The organism is Paenibacillus sp. JJ1722 (assembly GCF_048282685.1).
Classification (GTDB): Bacteria; Bacillota; Bacilli; order Paenibacillales; family Paenibacillaceae; genus Paenibacillus; species Paenibacillus polymyxa_B.
Window position 1 is genome coordinate 764,095 of record NZ_CP182500.1, and the last position, 23,307, is coordinate 787,401.

Annotated in this window: 22 protein-coding genes; 13 read left to right on the forward strand and 9 right to left on the reverse strand. The window is 45.6% G+C overall.

All coding sequences use genetic code 11. From position 1 onward, the window contains the following. Positions 1–57: 57 nt before the first annotated feature. Positions 58–606 (reverse strand): PadR family transcriptional regulator, encoded by a 549-nt coding sequence (locus ACM1ND_RS03505; RefSeq protein WP_418027073.1) that lies wholly within the window; start codon positions 604–606, stop codon positions 58–60. Positions 607–772: 166 nt separating this feature from the next. Between ACM1ND_RS03505 and ACM1ND_RS03510 the strand changes: the two genes are divergently transcribed. Next, entirely contained in the window at positions 773–1,264 is a 492-nt protein-coding gene (locus ACM1ND_RS03510; protein ID WP_013308656.1) for a phenolic acid decarboxylase, read from the forward strand. A gap of 103 nt (positions 1,265–1,367) precedes the next feature. On the opposite strand, the gene ACM1ND_RS03515 is transcribed toward ACM1ND_RS03510, so the two are convergent. From ACM1ND_RS03515 to ACM1ND_RS03525, 3 genes are all read right to left on the reverse strand, one after another. After that, a complete protein-coding gene (locus ACM1ND_RS03515; protein WP_023986907.1) occupies positions 1,368–1,814 on the reverse strand; it encodes a hypothetical protein in 447 nt (148 codons plus the stop codon). 271 nt (positions 1,815–2,085) lie between these two features. Next, complete coding sequence (locus ACM1ND_RS03520) at positions 2,086–2,475, reverse strand: winged helix-turn-helix transcriptional regulator (protein WP_023986908.1); 390 nt, start codon at positions 2,473–2,475, stop codon at positions 2,086–2,088. Positions 2,476–2,637: 162 nt separating this feature from the next. Continuing rightward, complete coding sequence (locus ACM1ND_RS03525) at positions 2,638–3,981, reverse strand: glycoside hydrolase family 30 protein (protein WP_279835506.1); 1,344 nt, start codon at positions 3,979–3,981, stop codon at positions 2,638–2,640. Positions 3,982–4,191: 210 nt separating this feature from the next. Between ACM1ND_RS03525 and ACM1ND_RS03530 the strand changes: the two genes are divergently transcribed. From ACM1ND_RS03530 to ACM1ND_RS03560, 7 genes are all read left to right on the forward strand, one after another. After that, positions 4,192–4,872, forward strand: a complete 681-nt coding sequence (locus ACM1ND_RS03530) for a response regulator transcription factor (protein WP_028541060.1) — start codon at positions 4,192–4,194, stop codon at positions 4,870–4,872. After that, the gene (locus tag ACM1ND_RS03535) at positions 4,869–6,638 is read left to right on the forward strand and encodes a sensor histidine kinase (RefSeq protein ID WP_069079776.1); all 1,770 of its coding nucleotides are present in this window, start codon (positions 4,869–4,871) and stop codon (positions 6,636–6,638) included. Before ACM1ND_RS03530 ends, ACM1ND_RS03535 begins: the two co-directional genes overlap by 4 nt. 24 nt (positions 6,639–6,662) lie before the next feature. Continuing rightward, on the forward strand, positions 6,663–7,172 hold the full coding sequence (gene pssA, locus ACM1ND_RS03540; RefSeq protein ID WP_023986912.1) for a CDP-diacylglycerol--serine O-phosphatidyltransferase: 510 nt from the start codon (positions 6,663–6,665) through the stop codon (positions 7,170–7,172). Positions 7,173–7,194: 22 nt separating this feature from the next. Next, on the forward strand, positions 7,195–7,689 hold the full coding sequence (locus ACM1ND_RS03545) for a DedA family protein (RefSeq protein WP_013308662.1): 495 nt from the start codon (positions 7,195–7,197) through the stop codon (positions 7,687–7,689). A gap of 87 nt (positions 7,690–7,776) precedes the next feature. Beyond that, a complete protein-coding gene (gene psiE, locus ACM1ND_RS03550) occupies positions 7,777–8,193 on the forward strand; it encodes a phosphate-starvation-inducible protein PsiE (RefSeq protein ID WP_025723919.1) in 417 nt (138 codons plus the stop codon). Positions 8,194–8,248: 55 nt separating this feature from the next. Continuing rightward, positions 8,249–9,256, forward strand: coding sequence for an AI-2E family transporter (locus ACM1ND_RS03555; RefSeq protein WP_023986914.1), 1,008 nt, complete (start codon positions 8,249–8,251; stop codon positions 9,254–9,256). 241 nt (positions 9,257–9,497) lie between these two features. After that, positions 9,498–10,055 carry an NADPH-dependent FMN reductase gene (locus tag ACM1ND_RS03560; RefSeq protein WP_028541058.1) on the forward strand — a complete coding sequence of 186 codons (558 nt, stop codon included), beginning with the start codon at positions 9,498–9,500 and terminating at the stop codon, positions 10,053–10,055. Positions 10,056–10,156: 101 nt separating this feature from the next. Here ACM1ND_RS03560 and ACM1ND_RS03565 read toward each other — a convergent pair whose 3' ends face one another. Together ACM1ND_RS03565 and panB are read right to left on the reverse strand one after the other, a co-directional pair. Further along, positions 10,157–11,080, reverse strand: coding sequence for a ketopantoate reductase family protein (locus ACM1ND_RS03565; protein ID WP_053324600.1), 924 nt, complete (start codon positions 11,078–11,080; stop codon positions 10,157–10,159). Next, entirely contained in the window at positions 11,080–11,952 is an 873-nt protein-coding gene (panB, locus tag ACM1ND_RS03570) for a 3-methyl-2-oxobutanoate hydroxymethyltransferase (RefSeq protein ID WP_068941424.1), read from the reverse strand. Before panB ends, ACM1ND_RS03565 begins: the two co-directional genes overlap by 1 nt. A gap of 531 nt (positions 11,953–12,483) precedes the next feature. Here panB and ACM1ND_RS03575 point away from each other — a divergent pair. The 3 genes from ACM1ND_RS03575 to ACM1ND_RS03585 all read left to right on the forward strand — a co-directional run bounded on the left by ACM1ND_RS03575 (position 12,484) and on the right by ACM1ND_RS03585 (position 14,628). Next, entirely contained in the window at positions 12,484–12,855 is a 372-nt protein-coding gene (locus tag ACM1ND_RS03575; RefSeq protein ID WP_023986918.1) for an MmcQ/YjbR family DNA-binding protein, read from the forward strand. Positions 12,856–12,995: 140 nt separating this feature from the next. Continuing rightward, positions 12,996–13,622 (forward strand): nitroreductase family protein, encoded by a 627-nt coding sequence (locus ACM1ND_RS03580; RefSeq protein WP_023986919.1) that lies wholly within the window; start codon positions 12,996–12,998, stop codon positions 13,620–13,622. Between the two features lie 55 nt (positions 13,623–13,677). Further along, on the forward strand, positions 13,678–14,628 hold the full coding sequence (locus ACM1ND_RS03585) for a ring-cleaving dioxygenase (protein WP_418027074.1): 951 nt from the start codon (positions 13,678–13,680) through the stop codon (positions 14,626–14,628). Positions 14,629–14,756: 128 nt separating this feature from the next. On the opposite strand, the gene ACM1ND_RS03590 is transcribed toward ACM1ND_RS03585, so the two are convergent. Together ACM1ND_RS03590 and ACM1ND_RS03595 are read right to left on the reverse strand one after the other, a co-directional pair. Continuing rightward, positions 14,757–18,122 carry an SNF2 helicase associated domain-containing protein gene (locus tag ACM1ND_RS03590; protein ID WP_418027075.1) on the reverse strand — a complete coding sequence of 1,122 codons (3,366 nt, stop codon included), beginning with the start codon at positions 18,120–18,122 and terminating at the stop codon, positions 14,757–14,759. 166 nt (positions 18,123–18,288) lie between these two features. Beyond that, positions 18,289–19,239 (reverse strand): macrolide 2'-phosphotransferase, encoded by a 951-nt coding sequence (locus tag ACM1ND_RS03595; RefSeq protein WP_034094972.1) that lies wholly within the window; start codon positions 19,237–19,239, stop codon positions 18,289–18,291. A gap of 333 nt (positions 19,240–19,572) precedes the next feature. On the opposite strand from ACM1ND_RS03595, the gene ACM1ND_RS03600 reads away from it, so the two are divergent. After that, entirely contained in the window at positions 19,573–20,661 is a 1,089-nt protein-coding gene (locus ACM1ND_RS03600) for a site-2 protease family protein (protein WP_023986923.1), read from the forward strand. Positions 20,662–20,820: 159 nt separating this feature from the next. Here ACM1ND_RS03600 and ACM1ND_RS03605 read toward each other — a convergent pair whose 3' ends face one another. After that, the gene (locus ACM1ND_RS03605) at positions 20,821–21,735 is read right to left on the reverse strand and encodes an AraC family transcriptional regulator (RefSeq protein ID WP_069079774.1); all 915 of its coding nucleotides are present in this window, start codon (positions 21,733–21,735) and stop codon (positions 20,821–20,823) included. A 174-nt stretch (positions 21,736–21,909) separates the two neighbouring features. On the opposite strand from ACM1ND_RS03605, the gene ACM1ND_RS03610 reads away from it, so the two are divergent. Beyond that, positions 21,910–23,304 (forward strand): MFS transporter, encoded by a 1,395-nt coding sequence (locus ACM1ND_RS03610; RefSeq protein WP_418027076.1) that lies wholly within the window; start codon positions 21,910–21,912, stop codon positions 23,302–23,304. Positions 23,305–23,307 lie beyond the last annotated feature (3 nt).

Below are 23,307 nucleotides of genomic sequence, written 5' to 3' on the forward strand. Positions count from 1 at the left end.
CCTATTTAGAAAAACCTTCAATACCACGAATCTACGTGGCGTTGAAGGTTTTTTAGGCTATTCAAACAGGGACAGTGTTTCTTCCAGCCACGTAATATAGCTTTCTTCCCGATTAATGGCACGGCTCAGCACCAGATAATGCCCAAATTGATTAGAACCGGGGGCTTGAAGGTTCTCGTCCAGCTGTTGGAGGGATTTTTTACTTTCGTACAGATACTCCAGCTTCTCTTTACGTTTGATTATCTGGTCCTCGAACAATCGCTTGTTCTCTTCCTTGGGGATGGCTGCTGAGAAATACAGCATGAGCATAAACTCATCCTTTTCCGTTTCCGGTAACTCTTTGGCGCTCAACAGCCATTCGGTCAGCTCTTGGGTTCCTTTGGGGGTGATGCAGTACAGCTTCTTTTCCAGCTTGGCTCCTGTAATGGAGGTGCGATATTCAATAAGCTCCTCTTCGGTCAGCCTTTTTAACTCAGGATAAATCTGACTGTGTTTGGCGCTCCAAAATTGTCCGATTTCCTTCTTGAATTGACTCGTAATATCGTAGCCGCTCATTTCCTCTTTATGAACCAGGCCCAAAATGGCGTATTTTAATGTGCGCTTCAACGTAGTTCTCCTTGTCAAACATTATTTGACACTAGTATACCATAGTGCTACAATTTATATGTACTTAACAACATGTTTAACATTACATGTTTTGAATTGAATATTTTTATTTTTGGTCTCCTATTCAATTCATGAAAACTTATAATTTAGGAAAGAAGGATGCAAGATGGACAAGTTTATCGGCAGCCACATGATCTACACTTATGAGAATGGTTGGGAGTACGAAATATATATTAAAAATGAAGATACGATCGATTATCGCATTCATAGTGGTATGGTAGGCGGCCGCTGGGTACGTGATCAGAAGGTCAATCTGGTGAAGCTGGTGGAAAATGTGTATAAAGTATCGTGGACCGAACCGACAGGCACTGACGTGTCTCTGAACTTTATGCCTGAGGAAAAACGTATGCACGGCATTATTTTCTTTCCTAAATGGGTTCATGAGCATCCGGAAATCACTGTGCGCTATCAAAACGATTTTATTCCGCTGATGGAGGAATCGCGTGAAAAGTATGAAACATATCCGAAGTATGTGGTTCCTGAATTTGCAGATATTACATTCATCGAAAATGCGGGTGTGAACAACGAACAATTAATTTCCCAAGCACCTTATGCAGGAATGACAGACGATATTCGTGCAGGTAAACTGCAAGTGTAATCAACTCTGTGCTGAAAGTGTAAAAGCCTGGCCTGTGATAAACAGTCTCAGGCTTTTTTACGTGAACTGGAAAGTGGATTGCTAATGGAGTTGTGGACGATATTTAGAATGAATAGTAGACCAGACCATGCTCGATAAGATATGAACGACTAATCCGAGGGGGGAGTATGGTCGCTGATGGGGAGAGAATGTGCAGGTTCGCATGGGTAGTCAGATCGGATAAGGCAGATAGAGCTAGCTCTGTTTTATCAGGCCCCCAGTGATCAGCGTGGTGCTGAATATATTGCTCAGCCTCGGTTAAGGACAGACCCTTGAGCGAGGTAAACACGGAAGCCCAGCGGACGAGGTCAAAGGCGCCTTTAATTTCAGGCAGCTCATATTCCGCCAAACCTTGAGCGCCGTTACACGACATAGTAAGCAAGCCACAGCAATGGTGTTGATAAGGTTTTGAGTCAGAAAATTGACGATAGTCGTATTGAATCATTTCCATGGAACCAATACTTAATTGGGTCGCTTGGGATGTTGTGGGCTGGGCAAGCGTCATGCTCATGCTAGAACGGCCTCCTTCTCGGATTCACTGTAAATAGGGATGGAAGAATCATACGTCACAGCGGATGTAATGTAAATCACGAATACAAGCGTAAAATGAGGATATGTAGCGGAAAACGAGCTTTAATGCCAATGGAAACGGATACTTGCATCCATTTCTTTTATTATCTTGGGGAACGTCTTTATATCACAAAAAAAACAACCCCAGATCTCCCCAGGGTCGTCTCTACAAAAATATAGTTCAGCATTTTACAAAATGCTTGTTTTGCTGGTCACACGGGTGTGACGTCCTGAATCGCTTCTTCTTCTTTCCAAATCACGTTCTCGCGATAGTTTGATCCCCAATCGTACATTGCTCTCAGTACCGGAATCAGGCTTTCGCCATGCTCCGTCAGTGAATATTCCACATGTGGAGGGACGACGGGATAGACTTTACGAAGAATGAGTTTATCTTCCTCCAGCTCGCGCAATTGGTTGGTCAGCATTTTTTGCGTAATATGGGGGATCAGCTTCTTCAATTCACCAAACCGCTTGGTGCCTTCCATACCGAGATGCCACAAAATAATCAGCTTCCATTTTCCACCGATGACCGCGAGAGTCAATTCCTTATCACAATTAATCAGCTTCAAATCAATCCGGTCTTTTACAGTAGTGATATTCATCGACCTCCTGTCCGTAGTTATTCCAAGTATACTATTTATAGCTACTATACGCAAAAGGATATACATCCATTTTGGAAACTATACATATGCTTGGACACTTATAGACCGGACAGGGGTACCTAATGATGTGTGCAAGCTGGAAGAGTCCAGAAATCTGTGGCGTTAAGAAGGAATCACGATAGTATTAAAGGACTCCGGCTCCAGCTCCAAGCGGTGTGTTGTTTCACCGAGAGACAGATTCAGCACACGCGATTCCTTGAACGGATTGGCGATGACCACCACCCTTTGCCCGTCTGTATTTTGAAAAGCAACTGCATTTCCAGTCCATGAGCCACGAAGTCCGATGCGTCGGGCACCTGGTAATACAAAATGAGAAAAATGCTTCATGACATAATACTCTGGATTCAGGACAGGTTTTCGATCCGCGGGATCAACGGTAATCATCGAATTTTGCTCCCAGCCCCATGTGCTCTTGCCTTTCGGTTCCAAAACCATATTCCAGTAAATATAAGCATTCACACCATTGCTGAAGTAGTGCTGGTACAGATTATATACATATTTGGCGTAGTCCCATGAGTTTTCTCCGTTGCCGCATTCATTTTCTGTTTGCATGTAACGAAGCTCAGGATAACTGGCAACGGTGCGCTGAATGGCATTTTTGCCTGCCCACTGGTAGCCTACGCCTTTAATATATTTGTAGGCCTCGGGGTCACTCAATACGGTATGGGCATACTCATCGAATCCGGTAGAAGTCTTCTTCATTAATTCCTCCCACGGATCGGGAGCGTTAATGGTCCCCAGCCAAATTTCCGTATCTAGTCCGTGTTCCTCAAAAGCAGGGCCCAAATAGTCCCGAATAAATTCACGCAGCTGCTCCCCGGTCCATACACAGGAAGGGAACTTCTGATCGGCAATGACTTCATTTTGAACATGAATCTGATGGATCGTAATACCTGCCTCGCGGTAAGCCTGAACAAATTTGACAAAGTACAATGCATACGCTTTCAAAATATCCTTTTCCCAGCGCAGAGTGCCGTAATTGTAGGCTTTCGGTGATTTCATCCATGTCGGCGGGCTCCAGGGTGAAGCGAACAACTTCAGGTTAGGATTGAGTTGTAACGCTTCCCGAATAAAAGGAATGAGATATTGGTGATCACGCTCAATGGAAAAGTGCTTCATCTCCACGTCGCCGTCTGTTTCATTGTGGCTGTACCACTCCAGCGCGTAGTCACTCGCTCCAATAGGAAGTCGGCATATTGCAAATTTGTGCTCGCCCTCTGGATGAAAGAGAGAATGAAGCACCCGATCTCGTTCGTCCTTTTCCAAATGATTCAGGGCTACATAACCCAATTCATTAAAACAGCCACCAAAACCTTCGACAAGCTGATGTGTTTCTCCCGTAAGGGTTAGGTTGGCACTATCTTGGGTATCGGTAAGATGATGAGCTTGGGATTGCCAAGCTTTAGCTTTAGAAGTGGAAAACCACTGAATGGTTTGATTACTCATGTATTACCCTCCTGTTCAGGCTTTTTGTATCTCTTCTTATTATAGGGTAGGATCACAGGAGATGAGATGGTCTGAGCCAAGACAAATTTGCCCTAATCCAAGGTCGAATTTGCTGATGAGAAGTTCTGCTGATAAGAGGTATCAAGAACACATAAAGTACACATGTCTTTGATATGCTGGTGTCCTAGAATGACGAAAGAGGGAAGTCGATTGAAGAAAAGGGTTCTTCTCGTGGAGGATGAAATACGTATTCGTGAAGTTATTGCTGATTATTTTAAACAAAATAATTGGGAAGTCTATGAAGCAGGTAATGGAAAAGATGCACTAATATGGTTTGATTCGGTGCAGCCGGACCTGATTATACTCGATATTATGATGCCGGAGCTGGATGGTTGGGAGGTGTGCCGCCAGGTACGCAGCCGTTCAGGTGTGCCGATCATTTTGTTGACAGCCAAATCCGGTGATGATGATAAAATATTAGGCTTTGAACTGGGAGCCGATGATTATGTTACCAAACCTTTTAGCCCCAAGGTGTTGATCGCCCGCGCAAACGCGCTGATGAAGCGAGTGGAAGGACATGTGCAGCCGGAGTTGCATATTTTGCGATTCGGCACTGCCATTCTCAATACGATGGCTCATCGACTTGAGGTGGATCAGGCGGAAGTCGAGCTGACGCCCAAGGAGTATGAGTTGCTGCGGCTGCTTATACATAATAAAGGCATAGTCATTTCACGGGATGTGATACTGAACCGGGTGTGGGGCATCGACTTTGAAGGAGACACACGGGTTGTCGATACTCATATCAAAAAGCTGAGAAGTAAGCTAGGCCGTGAATCACGCCATATCCGCACGGTTTTTGGTACAGGCTACAGGTTTGAGGAGGAAGAATGAACAAACGGGGAGTTACCTTTAAGTTGTTCATTATGACGGTTGTGTTTTTCCTGTGTTTTTACGGTATGGTGATTTTAAGTCAATTTCTGTTTTTTGAAAATTTTTATCAGCAACAGAAGATTGGTCGTGTGGAAAGCCGTTTGAAAAGCTTCGGTCAAAGTTATGTCCAGGAGGCTTGGGGATCGGGCAGGGTTTCGCGAGAGGCAGCTCGCTTTATGCTTCAGAATAAGAACCAGTTGGCGATTGTTACCCTAGACGGCAAAGTAAAGCTGGATGATGCGTTTCATATCAGTCTCAGAACAGCAGATGGTAAAGTTGTTAAGATATCGCTGTCTCTGTTTATGAGCGAGTACGGAGATGAGTTGAGAGCTGCCCGGATTCAGCCCGGTGATACGGTAACGGTTGAAGGTGAGGTATTGGGGACTGACGGCATCACTTCCCCCAACTTAATTTATCCATTAGGCATTCAGAAGCCTGGTTTCAAAAATATAGGAACGACATCGCAAGCGGCTGGCACAGATGACAGTGTAAGGTTATCCGGTACGGTGACAGAGATTGCACTGCCAGATCTGAAAACATGGAGTCAGCGACAAGGATTACTGTTTGGTGCGCTGGAGGAATGGTTCCCTTTATCACAGGCGCATCTGGAGAAACTTAAGAATTTCGAAGTGTTGGAGGAAGATTGGACGGAACCTTGGACAGGGGTACGTAATGCAGTCATAGTCCATCCTGTTCGTCAGGACACAGGCGAGATCGACCTCCTGTTCACAGTGACATCGTTGCAGGAAATTAGTGAGACGAATGAAGCTCTGCGCTGGTTTTATCTGTACCTAGGGATCGGGGGATTTGCACTCATTCTGATTTTGTCCCTGTTCTATTCCCGGATGGTGACCCGTCCGCTCATTGCTTTGAATAATACCGCCAAGCGAATGGCTAAGCTCGATTTTACAGCCCATACACCAATCCGGCAGAATGATGAGCTGGGCAGCCTGTCCTACAGCATGTATACCCTGTCCCAGAACCTGGACACGGCTTTGCGCGAGCTTCAGGAGGTCAATCAACAATTGGTCGAGGACATGGAACAGAAACAGAGGATGGAGGCTGTGCAACAAGACTTTTTTGCCAACGCTTCTCATGAGCTAAAAACCCCGCTGAGTATCATTAAAGGCTTCGCAGAAGGACTACAAGATGGAGTTAGCGCCGGGAAGCAGGATCATTATATGAAAGTCATTGTAGAGGAAGCGGACAAAATGGAGCGATTGGTCAAAGATATGCTGGACCTCGCTAAATTGGAATCTGGAACCCTCAAGCTCCGCAAGACGACCTTTATCTTGAGTGAGCTGGTGGAGGAAGTCGTGGACAAGCTATTCCATCTGTTGAAGGAGAAAAAGCTGGAAGTGGTCATTATCCCCGCCAATGAGATGCCGATTCATGCCGATGTAGGATGGATGGAACAGGTGATTATCAACTTTGTTGTCAACGCCATACGGCATGCTGAGGAAGGAAGCTCAATCACGATTCGTATCGAAGGCGCTGAGAAAATCCGTTTTTTTTCCATTGAAAATAAAGGTGAGACCATTCCTGACGATCAACTGGAGCAGATATGGGACCGTTTTTACCGGGCCGAGCTGTCACGTAGCCGCCAGACGGGTGGGACAGGACTGGGGCTGTCGATCGTCAAACGAATTTTAGATTTGCACGAATTCCGCTATAAGGTGGAGAATACCAAGGACGGCGTCCGTTTTGTTGTTATATTCGGAGGCTAAGCTACGGCAAAGGAGTTAAGGAGTATGAAATGGAATTGGTTGCCCTCACTATTCACGATTGCAAACCTGGGGGCAGGGGTCTTATCCCTGTATTTTACGATTCATGAGCAATACATGACCGCTTTTATTCTCGTGGTGGTGGCTGCTTTATGGGATGTATTAGACGGTTTGCTGGCAAGGCTGTTGCATTGCTCCAGTGATTTTGGCAAACAGCTCGACTCGCTGGCGGATGTTGTCTCATTTGGGGTTGCCCCTGCTTTCTTGATCTTGTTATACAAACTGGGAGATACCCATTGGATAGGACCGCTTGTGGCTGTTTTGTTTGTCATATGCGGTGCGGTAAGATTGGCAAGATTCAACCTAATGGCTTTTAGCAAAGGCTTTGTAGGTATGCCGATTACGGCGGCGGGTGTGATTTTGTCCTTTATGTTTTTATGGAGTGAGCATTTGAAGCCGGGGTTGTTGCTTGCATTAATGGTAGTGCTGTCGTTCCTGATGGTTAGCCGTATTCCCTTTCCGTCCTTCAAAAAATAATCGGTCAGGAGGTGGCTCTCCTATGGAATGGGTCATCAGCATGATTACACAATACGGATATATCGCTATTTTTGCTCTTCTTGCTCTTGGGATTATCGGTCTACCGGTTCCGGATGAAATTATTATGGTGTTTGTCGGCTATTTATCCTCTATCATGGTACTGAATTATTCGGTGTCTATATTAGTCAGCTTCATCGGTGCAATGACAGGGATGATGATCAGCTACACGCTAGGCAAAAAGCTGGGTCAGCCCTTGGTGGATAAGCACGGCAAGTGGGTTGGATTGACACCGAAGCGATTTGCAAGAGTTAAGGGGTGGTTTGCGCGTTTTGGGTTATGGACCATTTTGTTTGGTTATTTTATCCCAGGAGTCAGACATGCGACAAGCTATTTGTCGGGCATTAGTGCGATGCCTGTCCGAAAATATATGCTGGTGGCAAGCGCAGGTTCTCTGATATGGACGCTTATCTTTATCTCCATTGGTTATATTGCAGGGGCGAATATAAACTTTCATTAAGGTGACCTCAAAAGTAATGTAGCATTTTTCACGTATACCACCGATAATATAAATAAAGATACTGTACAACCAGTGAGGGGATCTGTATTGAATGCATTAATGAAGTATATTGAGAAGTTACCTAGTTTTCTGCAAATGATCTTGAATATCTCGCTGTTTCTGGTCGGGCTGATTTTAAGCTTCTTACTTCTAAAAGAAACATGGTCCATTTTTTCTTATGTTTTTTTGTACACAGAGGCCGACAAAAATTACTATGAATTCACGGAAGAGTTGCTTGTGTTTTTCTTGTATTTTGAATTCATAGCATTAATAGTTAAGTACTTTAAAACCAATTTTCATTTTCCATTACGTTATTTTATCTATATTGGGATCACGGCTGTCATCAGGCTCATTATTGTAGATCATGATGATGCTAAAAATACATTCTGGTGGTCTATTGCTATCCTAGTCATGGTAGGTTCTCTATTGATCGCTAACAGTAAATTGATAAAAAGAGAAAATTGATGCTCAGGAAGATTGCAAAGTTGACAGTCAAGTGGGAAAGAGGGAATAAAGACGAATGGTAAGAAACTGGATGAATCATGCGGGCGTCAGGCGGGTAGCCGTCCTTGCGATAATCGTTTTGCTGTTGTTTATGTTAAGAAGCATGATGAATATTATGTTGTTAACACTGCTGCTTACGATCTTGATTGGTAGTATATATAACGGAGTGAATAAGCTGGTCAAGCGGTTCGTCAATGTGCCGTCGATGATCGTGCTGCTACTGGTGTATGGGTTGCTAATTCTGATTATGGTGTGGGGCGTTTACAGAATGGTGCCGCTAATCGTTGTACAGGTCAAGCAGGTGTATCTCATGATTCAGCAAGCGTATATGTATCCTGATCGTAATCAATGGAACGAAACGATTATCGAATTTATGGACACGCTGAATGTTCAGCGGCTATTTGAGCCTGGCCTGAGTGCAGTGATGAAGGTCAGTCAATTGGGAACACAGCTTCTGGTGTCGATTATTTTGAGCTTGTTCTTCCTGATGGAAAAATCATATATTACACGTTTTACAGCTACGTTTGTAGATAGCAAACTGGGTTGGTTTTTCAAGGAAGTGGGTCATTTTGGCCGTATGTTTCTGGATACGTTCGGGAAGGTATTGGAGGCTCAACTACTGATTTCACTTATTAACTGTATATTGACCACGATTGCACTCTGGATTATGGGTTTCCCTAATCTGCTTGGTCTTGCGCTCATCATTTTCGTACTTGGATTGGTTCCAGTGGCAGGTGTGTTTATCTCACTGGCACCGCTCGGCCTGATCGCTTTCAGTGTCGGCGGCATTCAATATGTGATTTATCTAGTTATTCTGATCGTGGTGATTCATGCGATTGAGGCCTATTTCTTAAATCCGAAGCTGATGTCATCCAAAACGAATTTACCGATCTTCTTTACCTTTGTCGTACTTATTTTCTCTGAGCATCTGATTGGAATTTGGGGCTTGATTGTAGGTATTCCGTTGTTTGTTTTCTTCCTTGATCTGATTGGGATAAAACGCAAGCAAGAGAAGGATACTTGATTCAGCACTACAGATTCCACCCTTGTATAGTGACTATTGATTCATCACGAATGCCTGCGAAGCCGCAGGCATTTTTTTATTGCCCTTTTGTTCATAGGAAAAAATCGCTGACGCTCATCATCATGCAGGGTGTGTCCAACGGCATTATCAATGCATTCTCACTTATTTTTTAATTCTCTTGTTAGCTATAGTACACTGAATATGCAAGATTAGATCAAGTTAAAAGAAATGAGATGATCGGATGGAACAGAAAATTAAGGTATTGGCTATATCGGGTAGCCTTCGTCAAAAGTCCTCCAATACAGCGCTTATGAAGGCTACTATTGGGCTGGCTTCTGAAAATATGATATTCACAGTCTATGATGGATTGGGGGATCTCCCGCATTTTAACCCTGACTTGGATGTAGATGAGGGGTCAGCTTCCGTAAAAGAGCTACGGGAGCAATTGAAACAAGTGGATGGAGTGCTGATCTGTACACCGGAATATGGGAATGGTGTGCCGGGTGCTTTGAAAAATGCCTTGGATTGGCTCGTATCTTCAGGTGAATTTGTAAATAAACCTACAGCGGTCATTAGCGCGTCACCGTCTCCTATGGGCGGCCATCTTGCGCATGCCTCGCTGCTGCTCACATTGCAAATGATCAATGCACAGATTGTGGAGAATGGAAAGGTCATTATTCCGCATATCACCTTGAAGCTAAATCAGGAAGGTGAAATTACAAACGCTGAAACTAGGCAGGAGCTAGAAGCATTACTTCAAGGGCTTGAGCAAGCATGCTCAAGCACAGGAACTCTTTAGATTTTTGAAGTTTAATAAAGGAAAAGCAGCGGCAGTCTAAGATTTCATTTTCACCTTCGAAGCTGCCGCTTCCTCTTTTAATTGATTTTAAAGTTTGAATTTTAGACAGTGTCCAATAAGCTCTCGTATACCTTTAATCGGGCATATACCGTTTCGAGTATGGGGTAAACAGTATTACTGGTTGCAGCCAATGCAAGCAGTGAACCATGTAGATGGCTGGCTTCAATCGGAAGCTTTTTAAGCATATCGCGTTGCATGGATGACATCATCTCTGGTCGTAAGGATTCCATCGTTTTCAGTGTATGAGCTTCCATCTCTGAATCAATCGGCATCCCCGCGTTGTGAGCAAGTGTGACAATCTCATGCAGCAGCTTTTCGTAAATAGCACGTGACTCTGCCGTGGCAAGTATAGTTCCAACCGAGGCATCCATCAGTGTTGTAATTGCACTCAAGCTGGCAACGAATATATATTTCTGCCAAACTTCACGCTGGATATCGTGGCTTCGTGCCACTGTGAAGCCTGCATGATCAAGATGATTCAGCAGCAATTGTGTACGCTCTGAGTGCACTCCGTTCCATTCACCGAAGACGATACGGTGGAACGGACTTGTCTGAACAACAGAACCATCATGATCCAGCGTAGTTTCAATATAACAAAGTCCGCCCAGCACTTTTTCAGAACCGAATTGCTTGCGCAAAAAGTCAAAATGTTCGTAACCATTAAGTAACGGAAGAATCATGGTATGATCACCGATATAAGGCTCAAGATCGAACTGCAATTGGGGAAGATGATACGCTTTGACCGAAATGATAATACAGTCGAACGGATCGGCGGCTTCACCATTTGTAATAGCACGGATTGGCGTCTGGAAATCTCCATGAACACTTCTAACAATCAGACCGACTTCTGCCAACTGAGATTTTTTTGAAGGGCGTACGAAGAAGGTCACGTCTTCTCCTTTTTGAACAAGAAGTCCCCCGAAATAGCCTCCAATCGCCCCTGCACCTACAATCAGAAATCGCATTATAGGGTCCCTGCCTTTACTTTTGCATTCCCGTATAATCCTTCTACTACGTTCTCATCTGCCTTAAAAACATGCTCCTCGCCTGGAAAAGAACGATTCTTCACGTCTTCGACATATTGCCCGATGCTGTTACGAATCAAAGCACCTATATCCGAATAGGTTTTTACGAACTTCTTCTCCCGGTAAGGAGCTGAGTATTGTAACATGTCATGATACACCAAAACCTGGCCATCACAGTATCTCCCCGCACCGATGCCTATGACCGGAATAGATATCTCTCGGGTGATGCTCTTCGCTACTTCCTCTGTCACCAGCTCTAACACGATGGCAAAAGCTCCCGCTTGCTCCAGGGCCCGGGCATCATTTAGAAGGCGCTCAGCGGCCTGTGAGTTTTTACCTTGAATGAAGTATCCGCCGATTTGATGCACAGACTGTGGTGTAAGTCCGATATGCCCCAGTAGTGGGACGCCGGATTGAACAATTCGCTTCACGGTGTCGCAAATTTCCATGCCCCCTTCTAATTTCACGGCATGGGCATGTCCCTCTTGCATGAGCCTGCGCACATTAGTAAGGGCTTCTTCACTACTCCCGTGGTACGTCATAAATGGCATATCAGCAACAATAAAAGTATGTTCCGCACCGCGCACGACAGACCGTGTATGATAGACCATATCATCCATAGTGACGGGCAGTGTGGAGTTATAATTAGATAACACATTACCTACGGAATCACCGACAAGGATGATATCGATCCCGGCTTCCTCAGCCAAACGAGCAGATGGATAGTCATACGCCGTAATCATACTTATAGGTGAACCTTCTCGTTTCATTTTCTTCAATTGCAAAATATTAAGTGCTTTCGAGGTTGCCATGGTTGCATTCAAATCCTTTCCTACCTTTATTTTAGATCACAAAAAAAACCTTTCAGCACATGGCTGAAAAGGTCCGAAAGGCAAAAAAAGAGTCAATTTGCGACCGTTCTTTTGTCTCGGTCCTTGCGGATCAGAGCAAAATCCAACGAGTTCACCTCCATAGGCTCACACATCTACATATTGAATTACACTAACTAGAGTACCGTTCGAATGTATCGATACAGCCTCTCACGGAAGTATACCAAAATATAGGGCTGTTGCATAACATTCTCTACTATATGAACAAAACAAGCCCCTCCAACTTCCTATTCGGAAGTGAAGGGCTGTCAGCTTGCAGATACAGTATGTGAAATATTGCTAAATCATCAGGACGTGTATGAGGTCACGGACGGTCAATAAATTCATATAGAAAGGATTGACCCTCCCGATAGAATTCTAATTGTAGCATGGGACTATTGTATGTGGAGAGCGTGATATAATAGGGCACAAATCGTTTCATAGATGATGAATCAAGCAGAGGAGTGAAGGCTGGTGTATGAACAAATTGTAGCGTATGGTCTGAGCCAAAAAGAGGCTGTTAAGGATTATCCATTCGGTGCTGAAACGCTAGTACTGAAAGTTGGAGGCAAGATGTTTGCTCTATTATCTGAAAAGGACGGCATTAGCCATCTATCCTTGAAATGTGATCCGATCATTGCGGTAAATCTGCGTGAACAAAACAAGGCAATTAAGCCAGGCTATCATTTAAATAAAAAGCATTGGAATACGATTGAGGTTGATGCTACCTTCCCACTGGAGGATTTGTACAGCATGATCGACCATTCGTATGAGCTAGTCTTCAAGAGCTTAACCAAAGCGCAACGCGAAGCGATTACGATGAGAATACGGGCAACGGATTTGTAAAGGGCTGGTGAAGCCCTTAGGTTGTATCCAAAAATACTTACTAACATTATTATAGTTTTACTTGACAGAAAACACGAATAGATATATTCTTAATTTAAAGATAATTCATTTGAAAATAATATCAAGGAGTGGAACTTAACATGAGCGAACTGGTGAATATTATTCAAGAGAGAAGATCAGCTTCTAAATTTATTCCTGATGTTACTATAGATGCAAAAGAACTAGAAGAAATATTTCAGTTGGTGAAGTTTGCTCCATCGGCTTTTAATTTACAGCATACGCGCTATATCGTAGTGCAGGATGCTGATACCAAACAAAGACTGCATGATGAGGCAAGTAAGCAGTATAAAATATTAACGGCTTCGGCGACCATTGTAGTGCTGGGGGATACAGAAGCTTATACCAAGGTAGCTGACCTCAACGAAGGATTCCTGAATTTAGGTGTCCTAAGCAAGCAGGAATATGATAGTACGGTGGAATCGGTAACTCAGTTTTATCGCGAGCGGGGACCTGTCTTCCAGAGAGAAGAAGCGATCCGTAATGCCAGTCTGTCGGCTATGCAATTGATGTTGATTGCCAAGGACAAAGGCTGGGATACTTGCCCGATGATCGGTTTTGATCCGGCGAAGGTGCAGGAAGTACTGAATATTCCAGAGCAATTTGTACCCGTGATGATGATTACCTTGGGTAAAGAGGACGAATCGGGTCAGCGGGCACGGGGATACCGCAAGCCGGTTGGACAATTTGTCAGCTACAATGGATTTTGAAATTTGTAAATCATTTGTGTAAATAAATCATCATGTTAATGAAGGAGTGATAAAGATGTCATTGAAAACCGCTGGAATTCACCATATCACGTCCTTTGCAGGAGACCCGCAGGGCAACGTTGATTTTTACGCAGGCGTACTTGGTTTGCGATTGATTAAAAAGACGATCAACTTTGATGCTCCAGAAGTATACCATTTGTACTTTGGTAATGAAGAGGGCAGCCCGGGAACGATCATTACCTTTTTTCCAGCTCCGGGTACACGCAAGGGTAAGATTGGAGGTGGACAGGTCGGGATTACGACGTATGTCGTGCCGTCCGGTGCTTTGGAATACTGGGAAAACCGTCTGCACAGCTTGAAGGTGTCTTTCACGAAGGCCTCTCGTTTTGGCGAGTCATTCATCCAGTTCCGAGACAACGAGGGCTTGCATCTGGAGCTGGTGGAGCGGGAAGATGGCCCGGTGAACACGTGGACAGCTGGCGGCGTGCCTACGGATAAAGCTATCAAGGGCTTTGGCGGGGCGGTACTGTACAGTGCGGATTCCAAGCATACGCAAGAGGTGTTGGAGAACGTCCTGGGGATGACTCCCATCGGAGAAGACGCAAATGCAGGCTACATCCGCTATCAGGCGACAGGTGATTTGGGCAACCTGATCGACATTCCGGTCAAAGATGTCCCGTGGGGGAATGGCGGCGCCGGTACGGTTCACCATATTGCCTGGCGCGCGCAGGACGATACGGAGCATCAGGCGTGGAACGAATGGGTTCATCAGCATGGTTTTGGGACCAGTGGTATTGTAGATCGCCAATACTTTAATGCCGTATACTTCCGCGAGCGGGGCGGTATTTTATTCGAGATCGCAACCGATCCACCCGGATTTACCGTGGATGAGGAATTGAATGAATTGGGGCACAAGCTGATGCTGCCTGAATGGTATGAGCCTCATCGCACCCAGATTGAGTCTAACTTGGTTCCCATTGAACCTAGAGTATTAAAACAGGATTAATCTGCTCGATCCAAACAATCATATTTAGAAGAAAAAAGGTCCAATGCGGGAAGATTTCTACCGTGATTGGACCTTTTTTTGCATGTGGAATTGTCATACTAACGTATAAATAAGCGTGGAAGAGTTGGCTAGATCATGAGCAGTTCACGAATCTCCAGCTCGGTCAGTGCCGAAAGGGTTTCTTGCCCCGGTTGAATGACCTGGTCGATCATGTTTTTCTTTTTTTGTTGCAGCTCATACATTTTATCCTCTACCGTGCCTTGGGCGACGAGACGAATAACCTGCACGACTTTTTTCTGACCCATTCGGTGTGCGCGGTTGGTAGCCTGCTCCTCTACAGCGGGATTCCACCACAGGTCATACAGAATGACTGTATCTGCTCCGGTGAGGTTCAGGCCAGTGCCTCCTGCCTTTAGGGAAATCAGGAACAGCTCGCGTTCTCCTTCGTTGAAGCGACTGCACAGCTCGACTCGTTCCGGAGCGGGAGTCTGCCCATCCAGGTAAAAGTAGGACACCCCTTCTCGAGCAAGCTCACGTCCGATCATTTGAAGCATCGTAGTGAACTGTGAAAAAATGAGCATCCGTTTCCCGGAGCTGAGACATTCCGTAATGATCTCCAACAGCTGTTCAAATTTGGCGGAACTTCCCGTATACCCTTCGATGAACAAGCCCGGATGACAGCAGAGCTGACGAAGTCGGGTCAGACCTGCGAGAATTTTGATTCGATTTTTCTGAAATCCTTCCTCGTTGAGATGCTTCAACGTTTCATGCTGGAGCTTGGCCAGATAGGCTGTATACAACTTTTTTTGATCTGGCAGAAGCCGGGATACCTGCACGGATTCGATTTTCTCCGGCAGCTCCTTGAGGACATCGCTCTTAAGACGGCGCAGCAGAAACGGACGAACCCGCTTGGCAATCACATTTCGAGGCAGGTTGTGAAACACTCTTTTCCCACCGGGAAATAGCGCAGGAAATACAACGTCGAATATGGACCATAACTCTTCCAATGTATTTTCTATAGGCGTTCCTGTCAGGGCAAAACGGTAACGGGCTTTTACATCCTTAACAGCTTGTGCCGTCTGGGTGGCATGGTTCTTGAAAGCCTGCGCCTCGTCCAGTATGAGCGTATGAAACGATGGCTTGCTGTACACATCTGCATCGCGCCGTAGCAACGGGTAGGACGTAATGACGACGTCATAACTGGCGGCATCCCGTATGATCCGGCCGCGTTCTTCTGGGCTGCCATCTGCGATAGTGACGCGGACGTGTGGAGCAAATTTCTCCAGCTCATTCCGCCAGTTGTACACCAGTGATGCAGGGGACACGATCATGGCTGGAAGCTGCTGGCTGCGAATCTCCGGCAATACTGAGACGAGAAAGGCGATACTTTGCAGCGTTTTACCCAGCCCCATATCATCTGCCAAAATGCCCCCAAAACGGTAATGCGCCAATGTCTTAAGCCATTGAAAGCCGTAAACCTGATAATCTCTCAAGATTGGAGCAAGCATGTCTGGAACTGGAAAGTCGAGATGGTCTGGGTTACGTATATTTTCCAGCAGCTGGCGAAAGGTTTTACCCAAAGTCAGGTTTTTCCCATGATCGTGAGGATCAATTAAATACAGTCCTTGTGTGACGGGAACACGAATTTGCGCTGCATCCAGATCACTTTTACGGATACCTGTTTCATTCATGAACCGAATCAATTCCTTGTACTCCTCTGTTTCCAGCGGCAGCAAGGCACCATTCGGCAGACGGTGATATCTCTGTTTTTCCTCTAACGATTTGAGCAGTTTGCGAATTTCCGGTTCCGGAATGCCCTCCATATCAAATTTAAATTCAAGCCAATCCGTACGTTCATCCCATTCCGCCCGTATCCTTGGGGTAGGCAGAGTATTGTTTATTTTCGCTTTGACTGCACCTGTAGCATAGACGTCGAGCAGCTTTTCCAGTTGAGGAACAGTATGGTACAAAAAATCATACTCTGCATCTTCATCTTCCATAAAATATCCGCTGTCTGTTCTGGCAAAGGAGCTATGCTCCATCAGTTCCAAAATACGCTGCTCCTGTTCCCCATCACGTATCAGAATTCGGTCGTTACCAGGCGTTCGTGCATCTGTTTCCAGCGGGTTGATGATGATATCCCCATATTGGAACTCCAGCCCTGCCAGTAGCTTGTCTCTTACCCGGTCCAGATATAGCTTTGCCTTCAATGGCTGCTGTGTGACCCGATCTGAGACGGACCGAGTCATATGAACACGTCCGAGCTTCATTAACCCGGGTACAACCTTGTCCATAAAAGATTCCATCTGCTCTGGCGCAATCAGAACTTTTCGCCTGTGGTGTACCTCTACCATCCGTTTTAGCTCGGACAAACGCCGTAAGGGATCGGCCTTCTGTTTGACAAGCTTGCCATCGGCAATGACGACACCATAGTCCTCCATGATGGTCAAGTCATCCAATCCTTGTATGCTTAGCTGGTAGCCTTCGGTTATGGCCCCGGCCTCATCAAATTCAAATTGCAGTGGAAGCATCAGGTCGGACTGGGGAATACCCTCGCTCATGTTTCCGTGAATTTCAAAGTAGACGCCCTGTGCTGTTGTCAGCAAGGGGAGCAGCTTTTCCCAAGCCGCAGGCGGAATGAGGAGCATTCGCTCGCCGCTCATATGGCTACTGGAAGATGAATACGTGCCTGAGGTTTCCCGAATCATACGCTCATGGTGGCACACCTGGGATAATTGCTGGAGAATAGCGTCATGTTCAGGTCGGAAGCGGTACAACTCAGGCTCGTACGAGAAGCTTTTCGTGAACATGTAGCTACCCCCACGGTCAATACTATCCAGAAACGGACGAATTTTCTGGACGATATATAATCGTTTGGGGCCAGCCTTCATTTCTACACCAAACATATATTTTTGGTAACCGTAGGCAAAAGGCCGGATGACGAATTGAAAATCCAAGACCGCACGAGTATCCAGCAGGGTAGGCGTGCTGCGAAGCGGTCGCTTGCGGTCAAATAGTTTTAACATACTGTCGGTCAGCTGGAGATCCCCTTGTGTGATGTCAGAGGATCGTGCCGTTTTAGCAGTGTAATCATACGGAGCATCTGTAGATGTGTACATCCCGTCTGAATCCATGCTTCCTGCTGTATCTGGGGTAGTACCGGGATGAAGTCTGGAGGCGTAGGAGCGTACAGACAGACTTTTTCCACGGCGTATATCATGGGCGTTAAGGAGAACAGCAGCGATATGTTTGCAATATCGTCCGGTGTTCTGAAATGTGCTACAGGTGCACTCTGCTCGGATACTTCCATTGGATCGGATCATCGCCGCAACAGCATAAAAGCTGCTTCCTTTGACCGTAGCTTCGTATACCCCTTCATCATGATCTATTTGTGTAAAGGCCACTCTTTTGGCCCGGTAATAGGCATCCCCGTCGTCATAAGCAGCTTGACTGCATAGTTGTCTGATGGCTCGCCGGGTAAGTTCAAAACTCATGATTCGTAATCCTTTCCTGAGTTATTCCGTTTTCTTACATGATAACAGAACAGACAGGAGGATGGACACTTGGGCGCGAAACGTAACTTTACAAAAAAAGGAGAGCAGAAAAAAACAGGCCTTGGTCCGTCATTGAACCAAAGCCTGCCAGGTGGCTACAGCTATATTATATGTCGGGCAGTCCTTCTTCTTGCTCATGGACACCCAGCGCGTTACGTGCCATCTCCATATATTCATCTAGCCCGGATTTGAGGGCGAATTCGGCGATAAGCACAGGGTAAGCCGCGGTCAGTTCAACGATATGTTCGATCATACGCGGCCATACACGTCCGCCTGCTGCCTCGTAAAGCTTCAATAAACGAGTAAGCTCTACTTCTCCGAACAAAGTATAGTAACTCGTAAAATCAATCGCCGGATCAGCTACTTCGGCCTCGGTCCAGTCCAGCATTCCAGTAACCTCTGTATTCGAAGAGACTAAAATATGGCCTGGGTGCAAATCACCGTGTACAAGTACGGAATATTCCGGCCAGTAGCTATCGTCTGCCAGCCAGGTTTGCCATCGTTGCCATAGCTCGCCAGATACACCAAAGACGCTCCTTATTTCCTTCATCCGCTGGTCCATCAATTGCCGAACTTCGTCGTGCTGCTTTACGCGGACACCGAAATTTGCTGCCTGTTGGTGATCCGTCCGGTGCAACGCGGCTAGGGCTTTAGCGAGCGAAGCAACGAATCTTTCCGTCAGAGCCTCAGGATTGATGAACCATACGTAGCTTTTGGTTTCCATATCAATGGTAGCGGCAGGAGTGCCCTCCAGTTGAGGGTAGGCGATGAACTCTGGACGATACACTTGCCAATCCGGTACCGCTACAGGAAGAGTATCCCGAATCAACTGAAGCACTTTGTGCTCGTAAGCGGCTGATTGGACCACATCTGTTCGTCGCGGTGTACGTAGAACCCAAGGGGTACCCTGAATGTCTTTGGCGAATAGTGCCCGAAAATCTAGCCCGGACTCGTTGAGCTCTAATCCTTCATGTAGTATGTGAAGCCCGTTGCTTTTGGCAAGGGCCAATATATCACTAACGTCTTTTGAGTTAGTCAAGGAACGCTTTTCAGTCATATGAAACACACCTCATTGTTCAGATTTAGTTTAAAAAAAGGTAACTTAAACAAGCTTCAACCTTCCATATAAAAAAACGGGTTGAGCTTCATTGAAAAGCCTATCCTTTTATCTGAGACGCATGTAGTGAGTACACATGAAAGAGCAAACCTCCTTTACAAAATAGGGCATCTAACCCAGCACCAATATAACATCCTACATTGGAGGATGTCTACAATACGAGGAATAATATAAATGGCTACCCCAGTTCGCTTATCTGTGAGTTAGAGAAGTTTTTACAAGCTGCACATAGCAGGATACAATGGAAGTGTTAAAGAAAGGAGGCGGATACTTTTGCAAAATGAAGAGAAAAAGACCGATTCCAAATCCGGCTCATCCAAATGGTACCTTGGTAGTGCAGCAGCATTGCTTCTTCTGAAAGGTAAGTCGTTACTTGCCCTTTTAAAATTCAGTAAATTTGGCGGTGCGCTGATATCTATGGCGATAACGATTGGCACATATGCGATCATTTACCCGTGGGGATTTGCGGTCGGATTCGTGTTGCTGTTGTTTGTGCATGAGCTGGGACATGTATTGGCCGCCAAGCGCAAGGGGCTTCCCGTATCAGCACCGTTATTTATTCCTTTTCTCGGCGCGCTGATCACAATGAAACGGCAACCTTTGGATGCGCAGACAGAGGCTTATGTAGCCATGGGCGGCCCGTTACTGGGGACGGTTGGGGCTATGGCGGTATACGCAGGAGCCTATGCAACAGACAGTCCCCTGTTGTATGCGCTCTCGTATGTCGGATTTTTCCTGAACCTGATCAACCTGCTGCCGATTCATCCGCTCGACGGAGGACGGATTTCCACGGCAGTGACGCGTTGGCTGTGGCTGGTGGGCCTATTGGGTGGAATTGTAGTCGTAGTATATTTAAAATCCTTTTTATTTTTCTTGATATGGGCGTTCTTTGCCTACGATTTGTACAAAAAATATGTTAAACGCAATAAAGAGGAGGTTAAGGTCCAATCCTTTTTGCAAAAGCCGCTGGTGAACGTACAGCATCTGTATGAGCAAGGATATCCGCTGCCCGGACCGGAGCACACGCGCAGATTATCTTTTAATACCTACTCGGATTTGGAGGGGCAGCAATATGTGACGGTGTATATGGAAAGTCTGGATGTGGAACAGACGCTTCTGCTGCCACAGCAGTGTCTTGTCCAGCATGTATGGCTGAACGGTGTGGAACATATACCGACGCCGGATGCGTACCAGCTCAGATTGCTGTGTGGGATTGATTACATTCCGTTTGAAAATGATAAATATTACGAAGTACCCGCATCATCGCGCTGGAAATTCGGCATCGGTTACTTGGCTTTGGCCGTATTCCTGATGGGGATGATGTATGTGGTGCACCAGCATATAGGGGATATTAGGCTGTGATTCGAGTAATGAGAGCTTAGTCAAGATTTTAGATCATTAAGGCAACGGTAGAGCTTATAGAAAATAGAGTGAAAAGAGCGCGACAACCGCAATATTCGGTGTCACGCTCTTTTTTTGTATGAATAACACGGTGGAGCCCTTGCTATCCGTCCTTATATCTTAAATCCTTTGTGCATCAGTAATCGGCTTTAACGTCTGACGATATTTAAGTGGGCTGGTGCCTGTCCAGCGCTTGAACTGTCTGCTAAAATGAGCCAGACTGGAGTATCCGAGCAGGGAAGCTACCTTGTTGAGTGGCAGATTGGGCTGCTGGATCAGCACCTTAGCCTCATGCAGCTTGGTCTCCGATAGATAGTGACGTGGAGAATAGCCGTATACCTTGCGGAACACTTCCTGGGCATAGCCAGGACTGATCCCGAGGGAAGCCGCCACATCTTCAAGGCGGAACGCTTGCTCGCCAGATTCATCTTCCCGATAAGGCTTAAACCTTGATTGAATGGCTTCCATGATGGCCTTGGCATATTGAACGGATGAAGGCGCAATTCTGGGCTCCAAACCGGTAGATATCATTTGCGAGAATATCCCGAATAGCTCAAATAAGGCAATTTGCATACGAAAACGGTCTGCTGTCGTATATTCTCCGCTTTCCTGTACCATGCCAATCCAGCTATGGACGACCTTTTGCAGCTTGGTATTCGTTTCAGTACCCGCTGGGAAAAAGAGCTGATTGCTCTTAATCATTTCCTGACGGAACAATGGATCATCGACATTAAAATGAGAGCTAAAATAGTACATGCCGTTTGGGGAAACACACTGACTCACATGCTTGAAACCCGGCGGAATAATTAAAATATCACCTTCCCCAACCGAATATACGTTATTTTCCATAATCGTTTCCTGACGACCTTCTAAAACGAGTGCAATTTCAAAACCGATATGAGATTCCTCAGGCATGCACCAATCCGCTTTGACCCGGTGAATATGGGCGCCGAAAAATTTCACATTCCAGTCAATAATGGGTAGCCATTGGCAATCGTGGAATAGAGCTGGATCAACATCAGGATTTAATATCATCAGATCACCTTCGATTAGGGCAAATTTTACACCGCTTAGACAATCTCATTGTATCTAACATTTAACTATAATAAAAGAGCGTTTACAAATGCTATAGTATAAGCTTTTACATAAAAGAAAGCGCTTATATGTAGATTTTTTGAAAGCGATGCCATATTGTAATCAGGAGGAGCTATGGAAACAACATCGAAAGAACGTGTATCGTATTACGTTTACTTTTTGGGGAGCAACGCAATTCTCTGTCTGGTCGCCTCTTTTGCGATGCTATTTTATACGGATTATGTTGGCATATCTGTTTCTATTATCGGTACTTTATTCGTACTAGCCCGTATATGGGATGCACTTAGTGCTCCGATCTTCGGCGTGATCATTGACCGGGCCAATCTGAAGGGCGGCTTGTTCAAACCGTGGACGAATCTGGCTTCCATCATTTTGCCGATACTTACTGTACTTATTTTTCTCGTTCCTAATGATGCGTCGCTTACCGCCAAGGTGATTTATATCGCCGTCACGTATCTGGCATGGGAAATGTGTTATACGATCAGTGATGCGCCTGGCTTTGGGTTGGCTACACTGATGACGAAAAATACGCATGAACGTGATCTGTTAATGTCCAGAGGCCGGACGATGGTCTTCTTGGGTTTTATGGTCATCTCCTCATCTTCGGTAGCTGTGGCCAATCAGATATCATGGCCAATTTTGGCACTGATTGTTGCCATAGCGGGTTTGATACTCATGAACTTTACTCGCTTTAATGTCAAAGAACGGTATTCCAACAAGGCGGAGAAGGTTACGCTCAAGCAAATTATGACGTATCCATTGCAAAACAAGCAGCTTTTATTTTACCTGATGTCGTTTATGATGCTGTCTATGACCAATCTGCAAGGGATTGTCGTCAGTTACTTTGCCTTATACAACTTGAAAAATCCTATTTATATTTCCATTCTCATGTTCATTTCCTTGGGTGTGCAGCTGCTCACCGCGTTGATTTTACCCCCAATTATTAAAAGATTCGGCAAGTGGAAAGTGAATGTCGTCAGCTTGATTGGATTGTTTACTACGGGCTTATCTTTATTTGTAATCGGTTACAGTAACCCCGTTGTCGTATGTGTATTCGCGGTTCTTTTCGGTTTGTTCAGCTCTGCACCACAGCTCATGGTACCGATGTTTACGGCCGATTGTGTGGAATATGGCGCATTCAAAAAAGGCGTACGTGCCAGTGGTACCGCTTTTGCTACCCAAACGTTTGCAGGAAAACTGGGGGGAGCGGCAGCCAGTGGAATCGTCGCTTATGCGCTTGCCTTTGCAGGCTATGTCCCGAATGTATCGCAGACCGGACAGGTTCTCACATGGATATTCGCGCTCTATGCAGTAGTACCTGGAGTGGGGGCCTTAATTACGGCAGGTCTGTTTGCATGGCTGTACAAGATTAAAGAAAAAGACGTAGAAGGCTGGCTGGCAAGTGCGAAAAAAAATCTACAACAGGCAGATTCTGCGAAGCAGGGTGTAGCCGACAAGACGATATCCGTTCCATCCCTGAAAAAACCGCATAACAGCCACGGTGTTTGAAAA